Consider the following 10,986-nt stretch of genomic DNA (forward strand, 5'->3'; position numbering starts at 1 on the left):
CCGCGCCGCCCTCGAAGCCGCCGATGTGGAATTCATTCAGGAATGGGGACAGGTCTGGGGTGCGGTCAATCAGCTAGGAGAAGGCTTGGTTTCCTTCAGGCCTTCAACCACGACCTCGTCTCACAAATCGAGGCATGCAGTCATTGCCCCGAACGTGCACGCTACCGATCATGCCACCAGTGGTCCGTTATTTTCTGATGGCTGTATCAATCGGCATTGGGCTTGCCCTGATCGCCGTTGGACTCAGCGCGCTTGCTCGCTGGCTTGGCAGGCGGGGCCGAGCTTGAGCCCCACCGGCTCCGTTTTGCTCCGAGGCGACCTAGCCACCAAGCTGGACAACGATGCGGCGACGGTTCGTCGTGTCGATCGAGACGCTGTCAGGGCCAGAGAGTGCCGCGACCAGCCGCATCCCAAGACCTTTGCTGTTCTTCGCCTTAGGCACAAAATCATCCGGGAATCCCGGCCCTAGATCTGACACAGATACCAAGACGCCTCCTGGGCTGGATCCGCGCTGTACCATCACGGTAATCGGACCAGCGCCATGCTTGAGGGCGTTGGCGACCAACTCGGCGGCGATCAATCCCAGGCGCGGCAGCAAAGTGGTCGGCAATGCATCTGCCGCACCCGGATCAATCTGTAGAGCTACAGAGCGGCCCTGCGCCGGGCGGCTATCCTCGTCCTGCTGGCTGATGTCTCTCAGCAGGGCGCCGAGATAGGCAGAGGCATTCAAAGTTCCGCCGTGCGGGCTCCCAGGCAGCGCCCCATACAGTTGCCGGTGTGCACGGGCGACGGCGCTGACGCGGCGGGCGGCGGTCTGCAAAGCTGCCCGCGCCGGCGTGTGGTTCTCCAGCTTGGCTTGCAGCATGAGGGCGCTGTGAAGCAGCTGCAGCCCGTTAGCCACCCGGTGGTCGGCTTCGCGCGTCAACAGCTCCTTTTCTGCAATCATCTCTTTAGCTTGGCGTCGGTCTCGTCGTGCCTCCGCCAAGCCGGTGGCGATATCGGCCAGCGCCATGACCCGTTGCTGGTCATGGTCGCTCTCGATCGATGACCGCGTCGTGGCGAAAGCCAGATGCAGGGTGCCAATGGGGAGGCCCGGAGAAGAAGACGACCATAGGCGTGTCGATAAGGCATCGCCGTCGGGCCCGGGATGCTGGGTGAATGTGTTCTCGCTTAGCCAGGCTAGCACGTGAGGCGTGTCGAACAGCAGACGTGCCAAGGCGGTCAGGCGACCCACCTCTGGCTGCTCCGAGTCCCACGAATTCCGGGATCCGACGTCATTCGATGGGATGCTGGCCCTGGAAGAGGCTACAGGTTTGGAGGACGATGAACGGCCTGCTTGTGCGGAAGTCAGATGTTCACGGGTGAGGCGGAGCGCAGCCGTTTGGCCCATGAATCTCTAGCCCTCGGTTAGGGCTGACATCTTAACACACGTTTTCGTTATTTGCAGTCTGAGGAATGCATATTGCCGACAATTAAGGCTGATGGGTCGCATTTGGCCGGTGGTAGGGAGCAGCGCCGGCACTAGCCCGTTGGCCTCCTAGGCAGTCTGGAGCGGTGCATGGCCAATCCATACTCCGATCTGCCGCCAGCGAGGCCGGCGCCCGCCTTTTCCAGGCCCATACGATTTGGCCGAGGGAGATGCAGCACTGGCAAGCCGCGGCCTGGCGTCACACGGCGATGGTCTGCGTTGGCATGCTGAGCCTGAGCAGGGCTCCGCCACCGGCACCGCAGCCGCAGACGAGGTCCGAGCGCACGGCAGCGCTATCGATGACGGTGGTGACCGGCGGCAGGGACTGCGGCGGCCAATTCCCTGCTCCACCCGGTCTGGCTGCGATGGCTTTCCGGGCCCACGCTGCCGGCTAAGACCGGCAACCACCAATTTGCATCGCTGGAGGCCGAGGCTGCCCAGCTTCGGTAGCAGTGGCCACTGCCCACGCGGCATTGCAGCATGTCCAGCAGGGCGGCTTTGATGCTTTCCTCATCAGCCGGCTGGCCGAGCTCGAGGAAGGGTAGCAGGCGGTCCGCCGGTAGGCCGTGAAGGCTGCCGCGGCGCAATCGCGCGTAGTGAGGATCTGCCAACGCTGGGGGCCCCTTCAGAAGAAGCGGGGCTCTGCCAGGGTGGGTGGTGAGATGGGCCAACTGTCGACCGGCGCAACGCGGCGACGGAACCACGCGAGCTTTTTCGACGCGGGATCCACCTGTCGGCACGGCTAATGGCTGTCATGGCAAGGCTCAATGGCCGCTTCCGTCGCGGCACGGTGCGGCCGCTGGCTACCGGCATCGCGCGCGGCTGGAGCGTGCGGCAGAGCCGGGTGTCGCCGCGCGTCATGGCGCAAGGCAGCGAGATGCTGGAAGCACACGCTTGGCAGCACACTGAGTGTTTTAAGAAAGAAGTGGACCACTCTTCAAACCCATCCGTCCCCTAAAACTGCTACGAGAGCACTATGGCGCAGTGCGTCAGTGCGACAACGAAGGTGCCTGAACATTAGGGCACTGAATTAGATTTGCAGCGGGACGCTATCCGAATGCTACGCACGATTTTTCAGGTGTAACTATGACGCCGATTGAGAGCACTGAAGCTGCCGAACCAAGCCATAAAACGAAATCTGGGCTCAAGGTTGTTTTCAACGCTCTTTTGGTGCTTGGTTTTTTGGGCCACTCGCAGTGTTCGGTGCCGTGTCAGTTCACGATTACTGGCAGTCGCTCAGAGCAGCAGAAAACCGGCTGCTGTCTGTGCTGGAGCTTGTCACCGGCCACGCTGAAAGTGTGCTGAAGCTTCAAGCGCTCGCTCTTGGTGCAATCAGTGAGAAAATGCGTGGCTTAACCGATCAAGAGATTCTGGCGGCCACGGCTTCGAACCAGCGGTACCTCCGGTCGCTTCGTAACTATGCCGGCGAAACACTCAGAATTTTTGTTTTTGACGCTGATGGTAAAGGGCTTTTGGACTCCGACCGAGAGCAGATTGATGCCGATGTGGATGTTAGCGACCGTGAATTTTATGCTTGGCACCGCCTCAATCCAGGCACCGCAATGTTCATATCAGGACCTGCTCGAAGCAGAGCGGACGGAACGCCCGTGTTTTTCCTGTCGGTTCGTCGGTCCGGCAGCAGTGGCGCCTTTCAGGGTGTCGTCGCCATAGGCGTGGAGCAAAGGACATTTCGGGACTACTGGGAATGCTTCGCGCCAGAGCGAGGCGTGGCGGTAAGCCTTGCCAACGCCGATGGGACATTCCTTGTCCGAAGTCCTCCCATTGAGCTTGTCAGTGGCCCGGCCTGGTCGGCACGAGACCAACTTGCGCAGATGATCGGTGGTCGCAAGGAGCGCCTTGTATCAAGAGGGATCTCACCGATCGATGGGGTCGACCGGCTCATCGCCTATCGTCGGGTAGAAGGTTTCCCGGCTTTGGTGACCTACGGCTTGCCCTATGAAGCAGTGACCTCGCCTTTGCAATTTCGGCTGGCCACGAATGGTGCCATCACGGCGCTTGCTATCCTCTGCCTGACATCCCTGCTGCTATTCGCCCGGCGACGGGCCCTGGATCTGCATGAACTTAATCAGTCGCTCGAGAGCCGGGTGCAACAACGCACCGCCGCCGTGGTGGCAAACGAGCGCCGGGTTGCGCTTCTCGCCGGCGAGATCGATCACCGTTCGAAAAACACGCTCGCAGTGGTCCAGGCGATCCTGCAGTTGACGCCTAGGGATGATGTCCTGCGCTACGCCAGTGTCATCAAAGGCAGTGTCAGGGCACTTGGGCATGCCCAAACGCTGCTGTCTGAAAAGAAATGGAGCGGCGTTAGCTTGCCGATGCTGCTGACTGTCGAGCTGAGAGCGGTCGTACCCGATATTGGAAAGGGCGAAAGCCGGGCTCAAATGGAGGGTCCATCACTGATGCTGCCGGGCGTCACTGCTCAGCCGCTAGCATTGGTTTTCCACGAGTTGACGATGCATGCCTCGAAATATGGTGCCCTTTCTGGTGCAACAGGACATGTGAACGTTCGTTGGCATACCACGAACTTAGAAAAAGGCAGGTAGTGGCTCCACTTCCGATGGGAGGAAAGCGGAGATCCATTGCGAGGCGAATTTCCTGCCGCGGCCAGTTTAAGTTTTAGAATGCTTGATGCCATCATTCGGGTCCAGCTTGGCGGCACAGTCCAAGTTGATCGAACTCCAGACGGCATGATGTGCGATCTCAGCATTCCGCTGCCAGATCGGGAGACCGCCATCGATGAAAAACCTGCCGAACGTCAGTAGGCAGCATCTTTAAATCTGGCGAGCCTCGCGTCCGCGGAAGCCTCTCCGCAGTATGCCGCCCAATCTTCCATCAACGCCCGGCGCTTCCGCAGAAGATTCCCGCGCCGGTATGCCGCCTCCACCTTGTTTGCCACCGTGTGGCCCAGGGCTGTCTCGACCACGTCGCCAGGATGCGCGGTGGCCTCGCCGGCCCAGTCGCGGAAGGTGCTGCGAAAGTCGTGCGGAGTGATCTCGCGCCGTCCCATGCGGCCCAGCAGCTTGAGCATGGCCATGTTCAATGGAGGGTGCCCTTGCCCCTGGCCGGGGAAGACATGACCCTCTCCCCCTTCCTGCCGCAGCGGGAGCATGTGGTTGAGCACCGCGACTGCCGGCGCGGACAAGTGCACCCAGTGTTCCCAGCCTGCCTTCATCCGGTCGCGCGGGATGGTCCACATGCCGGCCGCTAGGTCGATCTCCACCCACTGGGCTCCCAGCACCTCGCCCGTGCGGGCCGCAGTCAGGATCAGGAATTCCAGGGCTCGCACGCTGGTGCTGGCGCTGGCACGTAGTTCGAGCATGAAACCGGCCATCTCCTGCCAAGGCAGGGCAGGGTGGTGCTGGACCGGAGCAATCCTCGCTCGCGACGGTAGGCCCGACAGGGACAGATTGCCCTTCCAGCGGGCCGGATTCGCTACCTCGCGCCAGCCATGCACGTCGGCATAGTTCAACACGGCCTCGATGCGGCCGCGCAGCCAGGCGGCGGGCTCGGGCTTCGTGAACCGGATGGGTGAAAGCACCCGCTTCACCGCCTCCAGGTCGATCGTCGCCACCGGCATGTCACCCAGCTCGGCTCGGGCATGGCATAGGTGGTCAGCGTGGCGTCCCATTGCGCCCGGTGTTTGGCGTTGCGCCATTCCGGAGCCTTCTCCGCCAGGAAAGCGACGGCGCAGTCCCGGAAGGTGCGGCAGGCGTCCACAGCCTGCTGCGCGGCGGCGGCCTCCTGGCCCTGGCGATGATCGAGGGGGTCGACGCCTTTGCGGAGGAGCCGGCGCTGCTGCATAGCCTTCTCCCGCGCCTCGGCGAGGGTGCTGCCCACCTTCCCGTTCGGATCGGCGCCGCCAAGGCCCATCTCGCGATGCCGGCCTGACAGGGAGTAGCGGAGCATCCACCACCGCGTTTCTGGCCGGTGACGACCAGGTACAGGCCTCCGCCATCAGCACGGCGCCACGGCACGCCCTTGGTCCACAGCGCTTTGACCTGCACCGCGGTAAGCGGCGGGACACGCTTCGCCGCCTCAGCCCAAGGAAGATGGCCAAAGTCCAGCCTAGGGCAGCGGATTTTCCCAGCCGTTGGACATGGCGGGGGGGGGACCAGCCGCAGGCGGCGCAGCCGTCACGGTTCCGATCCCCGGCCTCGATGGATGGCACCGGCGGCCCCAGCCGCATTTTGAGCCCGGGTGCGCCGCCATCCCTGATTCCGTCACGACGGTTTCGTCGCCGACCGACGCTTTGCGCACGAAGCACCGGTTAGGGATGCAGCCCACATCTACCCTTGCAGGGTCTAAACCTGGGCGAGCTTATTTATATTAGAAATGCACCTAAGCGGCAATACCTCATCTTAGCCCCGCATTGGATAATCAACCAAAGATTATAATTGCAAAGTTAATATCTATTTTAGATAGAGAAATATATCTATCAAGGAACTATCGGTGCTTTGGGGCCTATCATCGGACATGACCTGTAGCTCCCCCGTCTGCAGGTCCATTGGCTAATTCAGACCACTTGACTGAATCAACCGCACTCCCCTTCCCCCCCAAGGGAGACAGATCAATTGAAATCCACTGATATCGGCGTTGCCTCCCGGCCGCGCACAGGTCTTGCGCGGGCTTTTGCCGCGCCTTACGCCGGAAGCCACGCGGTCCTGGCCGTTTTTCTGGCCAGCTTCTCAGTCATCCTTCCCGCTGATGCCGCCCGCACCAGTAGGCCCGAGGCGAGCAACCGTCCTGCCATGACCAGAGTGCAGCCGCAGCGGACAAGGGCTGCATCGCCAGCCGGGCATGCGCTACGCGGCGTCGCTCGCCCCAGGCCGGCAGCGATCCGCGCGCCGGCCGCAGCCGCGCCCATCGCCAGGCGTGCGGCAGCCGGGGGCGAGGCCGTCAGTCCCGCCGTCGTCATGGCCCTGGGCAACGCGGCCCGCGCCAGCGGTGCCGATCCAGCCTTGCTGCTCGCCATGGCTTGGAAGGAGAGCCGGCTGAATCCGCTGGCCCGCAATCCCCAGTCCTCCGCCCGCGGGCTGATGCAGTTCACCCGTGACACCTGGCTCGAGGTGGTACGCGATTATGGGCCGAAGTATGGACTGACGCATCACTCGGCCCTTCTCCTCACCGACTACCGCAGCGGCGAGATTTCCACCCGGCGTCCACGGCACCTCACCGAGATCCTGAAGCTTCGCGACAATCCGCGGCTCTCGGCGGCGATGGCGGCTGAGCGGATCAGCCGCAAGCAGGCCGATTTGGCCCAGGCCCTGGGGCGGGCGTCGACCGCGGCTGACCTCTACATGGTCCATCTGCTCGGCCCCGTCGGTGCCCAGCGCTTCCTGGCCGAGCTGCAGCGCGCACCGTCACGGCCGGTGACCGAGGCTGTCGGCGCAGACAGCCTGCAGCGGAACCTCGGCCTGTTCACCGCCCGGGACAGCGGGCGGCCACTCAGCCTTGGCCAGGTCTACCAATCCATTGAAAGCCTGATCGCCGATCAGCGGACGACACGGGCGGAGCTGCTTGCGAGTCTCGGCGCGCAATCGGCGAGCGGATCCGGCCGCCCACCAGGAGCTGCCGTCGAAGTCGCCGACGCCCGCTGACGCGGCTGATCCGCGCTTCGATGATCGTGCCGGGCCCACGGGACAACAAGCCGGCGACCGTTCCAGTACGTTGCAGCAGCACGTCGTGCAGGCGCAGTCATAGGGCTGCTTCAGCGCGGCGAAGCGGGCTGGGAGGCCCTTTTTTGACGTTCCCTCAGCGTGCCCATGGAAGCTCTGCGGCCATCTCGTCCGTGTGCTCGCCGAGCCGAGGCGGCGGGCGGTCGCTGCGAGGCGGCGTTCGCGACATGCGGATTGGATTGGCGATCACCCGGACCGGCGGCCCATCCGGGCGCGCGACCTCCCGCACCATCCCGCGTGCGATCACCTGCGGGTCGGCGAAGACCTGGGCAAGGGTGTTGATCGGGCTGGCCGGCACGCCAGCCGCATCGAACAGAGCCTGGCACTCTGCCAGGGTTCGGTTGCGCAAGGCTTGGCCGATCAACAGTGCCAGGGCATCGGCATGGCGGAGCCGGTCGGCATTCCGCGCGAAGCGCGCGTCCGTCAACACCTCCGGCATCCGGAGCGCCGCGCAGAAGCTGCGGAATTGCGCGTCGTTGCCGACGATGATCATTAGGTCGCCGTCGGCGCAACGAAAGCTGTCGCTGGGATAGACCGTCGTCAACCGGTTGCCGGAACGGGGCGGCACCTGGCCGGTGGCAAGATAGCCCAGGCCGATATTGGTCAGGCCGGCCACCTGCACGTCGAGCAGCGACATGTCGATATGCTGCCCGAGACCGGACCGCTCGCGCTCCCTGAGCGCTGCGAGGATGGCTACATCAGCATAGAGCGCGGTCATCTGATCAGCGACGGCGATGCCGGCCTTGCGCGGCCCGCCGCCGGGCGCATCGTCGGGGTTACCGGTGATGCTCATCAGCCCGCCCATGCCTTGGACGATGGTGTCGTAGCCCGGCCGCGCCGCGTAGGGGCCGGTTTGCCCAAAGCCGGTGATGGAGCAGTAGACCAAGCGCGGGTTCGCCGCCGACAGCGTCGCGTAATCCAGGCCGTACTTCGCCAGGGTCCCAACCTTGTAGTTCTCGATCAGGACATCCGCGGTGGCGACGAGGCGCCCCACCAGCATCTGCCCCTCAGGGCTTGCAATGTCCGCCGCCATCGAGCGTTTGCCGCGATTGCAGGTCCAGAAATAGACCGACTCTTCGAGTGGCGCCGTGGGTGGATCGGCGACGAAGGGCGGTGCCCATTCGCGCGTGTCATCGCCGCGCCCCGGTCGCTCCACCTTGATCACGTCGGCGCCGAGATCAGCCAGGATCTGCCCGGCCAAGGGCCCAGCCATGACCCGGGACATATCGAGCACGCGGAGTCCGTGGAGGGCGCCGGAGCCTGCTTGCGTCGCCATCGCCCTTACCGCCCGGTCCAGCGGGGCTTCCGCTTCTCGGTGAAGGCGGCCAAACCCTCGCGGCAATCCTCCGTGCCGAAAACGGTGGAGACCAAATCCACGGCGGATTCTGCCCCCTCATGGTAGCCGGCAGCGGCGGCGCGCAGGAAGGCCGCCTTGCCGAGTTGCATCAGCGTCGGCGACTTGGCGGCGAAGACGGCGGCGGTGCGGCGTGCCTCGGCCATCAGCTCGGCCTCCGGCACGTGGCGGCTGACCAGCCCGAGCGACACCGCCTCTGGGGCACCGAAGCTGCGGCCGCTGAAAAGCAGATCGAAGGCGCGGTGCCGGCCGACGATGCGCGGCAGGTGGTGGAAATGGATCGCCGGCAGCAGGCCCACATCGACCTCGGGATAGCCAAAGCTGGCATGGTCGGCGGCGAGGATCATGTCGCAGGTGATGGCGATGGACATGCCGGCGCCGCGGGCCGCGCCACCGATAGCGGCGATCGAGGGCTTGCCGAGGGCGGACTGGGCCTCGCTGATCCGGACATAGATCTTGCCAACGATGCGGTGCGCATCCGCCGGCGTGCCGCGCAGGAAGGCGGGTAGGTCGAGCCCGGCACAGAAGCGGCCCGGAATGGCGCTCGCGAGAATGACTGCGCGCACCGCGGGATCGTGGCGCGCCCGATCCAGCGCCTCAATCAGGGCATCCATGAAGGCTTCGGTGATCGCGTTCACCGGGGCGTTGTTGAACAGGATCTCCGCTACCCCATCCCGGACCTCGTAGTCGATCACTTGGCCTCTCCTCATGCTTTTGCGGACAATCTAGCCGGGGCAAGGACAGGTAGGCGAGGCGGCAGTGGCTGCCGGCTTGACGTCACCCTGCCGGGACGGGCCGAATGCGGCGGCGTCCGCCGCATCGTGCGGGCTGCAGGAGGACGGGAACGTGTCGGAACGCCGAGGCTTGGCGGCTGCAGCCATGTGTTGCGCCCTTGGGCGCCGGTCCCTGCTCGCGTTGCCGGCGCTGCTGCTGCCGTCCGCCACAGGCCGCGCCCAGGACGGCGGGGGACGGCCGGTCACGCTGGTTGTGCCGTTCCCCGCCGGCTCAGTGACCGACAACGTTACACGTGCCGTCGCGCAACAGCTGCAGGAGAGCCTCGGTCAGCCGGTGGTGGTGGATAACAGGCCAGGGGCACAGGGCACGCTCGCGGCCGCGCATGTTGCCCGCAGTCAACCGGACGGGGCCACGCTGCTGATGGGTTCCTCGGTCATGTTCGTCGCTCGAAGCCTGATCCGGAGCCTGTCCTACGATCCGGTCGGGAGCTTTCAGCCAGTGTCGGGAATCGGCTCGACCTCGATGATGGTCATGGTTCCCGCGGCCTCGCCTGTCCGGTCGCTGGCCGATCTACAGGCGCGGGCGCGACAGGCGCCGCCGCCGGTCACGGTTGGCTTCGGCTCGCCGAGTGGGCAGGTCGCGCTGGCGCTCTTCGCCATGGCGAGCGGCACGCAGCCGGTCGGCGTCAGCTACCGGGGCATTCCCCAGGCCATGACCGACCTCGTCGGCGGCCATATCGAGGCTGCGGTGGTCGATCTCGGAACTGGCCTTGCACAGCGGCGCTCGGGTCACGTGCGGGCGCTGGCGATTTCCGCTGCGGCACGCAGCCCGCTGGCACCCGAGGTGCCGACGTTGCAGGAGAGCTTCCCGGCCGCAGAGGGCGCGCTCGAGACGATCATCGCCGTGCTTGGCCCGGCGGGGATGCCGGCGGCGACCGTCGCGCGGCTGGATGAGGCAATCCGCGCCGCCCTGACCCGGCCGGCTCTGCAGGAACGTTTCGCTGCGCTATCCACCGCCGTGTTGTCGCTGCCGGCGAGCGCGTTGGCAATGCGCATCCGGGCCGACAATGCACGATGGGAAGCGCTAATCCGCCAGGCCGGAATTGAGCCGCAGTGATTGTGCGACAGAAGCCTAATATGTGCTCTCTGCCCTTATCGAAGCTTGCCTCGCCCTTCCCCAACGTTTGCGGTGCGTAAACCCCTCAGGCCGGCTGGGCTGCCGGAAGAATCGAGCCGCAGTTGCTTTACAGGCGCCGGAGTAACTCCGCCTTTCTGGCCACGAACTCCTTGTCGGTAAGAGCGCCTTTGGCCTTCAGCTCAGCCAAGCGCTCGATTAGCAAGAGCGGATCGCTGGCCGGTTGCGTAAATGCTGAAACGGACAGCGCCGCCAGCGGTAGATCCGCAGGTCGGTCTTCATTGCGGTCGTTGAGCAACGTTGCGAGCTCAGTGGAAAGATCGCTGACGCACCGCTTCAGGGAGGTGTCGAACATGTCCCCCAATCATAACCATGCCGGTCCGCAGCCATTGGCGCATGCCACCCAACTCGGGGTGGTTAAATTGTGCCATGACACCCTGACCCATTTCGATCGCCCGCAAAAGCACAAGCGCTGCATCGGGGCCTACACCATGGCGGGCGGCTATGGCGTCAAGGCGCGCTGTAACCGTCAGCTGTTTCCCGCCTTGAGATGATGGCTGGTTTTGGCCGATGTCGTGGGCATGACAGACGACACCAAC

At 64.5% G+C, this 10,986-nt stretch carries 12 protein-coding genes; 6 read left to right on the forward strand and 6 right to left on the reverse strand.

Annotation, left to right across the window (positions count from 1 at the left end):
- Positions 1-319: 319 nt before the first annotated feature.
- Positions 320-1,234: a sensor histidine kinase gene (locus AC0IW9_RS27200; protein ID WP_471651432.1), complete on the reverse strand. Its 915-nt coding sequence runs from the start codon at positions 1,232-1,234 to the stop codon at positions 320-322.
- A gap of 979 nt (positions 1,235-2,213) precedes the next feature.
- Between AC0IW9_RS27200 and AC0IW9_RS27205 the strand changes: the two genes are divergently transcribed.
- The 3 genes from AC0IW9_RS27205 to AC0IW9_RS27215 all read left to right on the forward strand — a co-directional run bounded on the left by AC0IW9_RS27205 (position 2,214) and on the right by AC0IW9_RS27215 (position 4,251).
- On the forward strand, positions 2,214-2,426 hold the full coding sequence (locus AC0IW9_RS27205) for a DUF4113 domain-containing protein (RefSeq protein WP_471651433.1): 213 nt from the start codon (positions 2,214-2,216) through the stop codon (positions 2,424-2,426).
- Between the two features lie 238 nt (positions 2,427-2,664).
- Entirely contained in the window at positions 2,665-4,032 is a 1,368-nt protein-coding gene (locus AC0IW9_RS27210; RefSeq protein ID WP_471651434.1) for a sensor histidine kinase, read from the forward strand.
- Between the two features lie 78 nt (positions 4,033-4,110).
- A complete protein-coding gene (locus AC0IW9_RS27215; RefSeq protein ID WP_471651435.1) occupies positions 4,111-4,251 on the forward strand; it encodes a hypothetical protein in 141 nt (46 codons plus the stop codon).
- On the opposite strand, the gene AC0IW9_RS27220 is transcribed toward AC0IW9_RS27215, so the two are convergent.
- Positions 4,245-5,060 carry a tyrosine-type recombinase/integrase gene (locus AC0IW9_RS27220; protein ID WP_471651436.1) on the reverse strand — a complete coding sequence of 272 codons (816 nt, stop codon included), beginning with the start codon at positions 5,058-5,060 and terminating at the stop codon, positions 4,245-4,247. The genes AC0IW9_RS27215 and AC0IW9_RS27220 overlap by 7 nt on opposite strands.
- Positions 5,033-5,395 (reverse strand): integrase arm-type DNA-binding domain-containing protein, encoded by a 363-nt coding sequence (locus AC0IW9_RS27225; protein ID WP_471651437.1) that lies wholly within the window; start codon positions 5,393-5,395, stop codon positions 5,033-5,035. Before AC0IW9_RS27225 ends, AC0IW9_RS27220 begins: the two co-directional genes overlap by 28 nt.
- Positions 5,396-6,060: 665 nt before the next feature.
- Between AC0IW9_RS27225 and AC0IW9_RS27230 the strand changes: the two genes are divergently transcribed.
- Positions 6,061-7,086: a transglycosylase SLT domain-containing protein gene (locus AC0IW9_RS27230; protein WP_471651438.1), complete on the forward strand. Its 1,026-nt coding sequence runs from the start codon at positions 6,061-6,063 to the stop codon at positions 7,084-7,086.
- A gap of 154 nt (positions 7,087-7,240) precedes the next feature.
- Here the strand turns inward: AC0IW9_RS27230 and AC0IW9_RS27235 are convergent, their stop codons facing one another.
- Positions 7,241-8,440: a CaiB/BaiF CoA transferase family protein gene (locus AC0IW9_RS27235; RefSeq protein WP_471651439.1), complete on the reverse strand. Its 1,200-nt coding sequence runs from the start codon at positions 8,438-8,440 to the stop codon at positions 7,241-7,243.
- A 5-nt stretch (positions 8,441-8,445) separates the two neighbouring features.
- Positions 8,446-9,213, reverse strand: coding sequence for an enoyl-CoA hydratase/isomerase family protein (locus AC0IW9_RS27240; RefSeq protein WP_471651440.1), 768 nt, complete (start codon positions 9,211-9,213; stop codon positions 8,446-8,448).
- 151 nt (positions 9,214-9,364) lie between these two features.
- On the opposite strand from AC0IW9_RS27240, the gene AC0IW9_RS27245 reads away from it, so the two are divergent.
- A complete protein-coding gene (locus tag AC0IW9_RS27245) occupies positions 9,365-10,369 on the forward strand; it encodes a tripartite tricarboxylate transporter substrate binding protein (protein WP_471651441.1) in 1,005 nt (334 codons plus the stop codon).
- 127 nt (positions 10,370-10,496) lie between these two features.
- On the opposite strand, the gene AC0IW9_RS27250 is transcribed toward AC0IW9_RS27245, so the two are convergent.
- Positions 10,497-10,742, reverse strand: coding sequence for an SHOCT domain-containing protein (locus AC0IW9_RS27250; RefSeq protein WP_471651442.1), 246 nt, complete (start codon positions 10,740-10,742; stop codon positions 10,497-10,499).
- Here AC0IW9_RS27250 and AC0IW9_RS27255 point away from each other — a divergent pair.
- A complete protein-coding gene (locus tag AC0IW9_RS27255) occupies positions 10,741-10,941 on the forward strand; it encodes a hypothetical protein (RefSeq protein WP_471651443.1) in 201 nt (66 codons plus the stop codon). The genes AC0IW9_RS27250 and AC0IW9_RS27255 overlap by 2 nt on opposite strands.
- The last annotated feature ends 45 nt before the right edge of the window (positions 10,942-10,986 follow it).

The sequence above is a fragment of the Belnapia sp. AC561 genome, assembly GCF_979252845.1.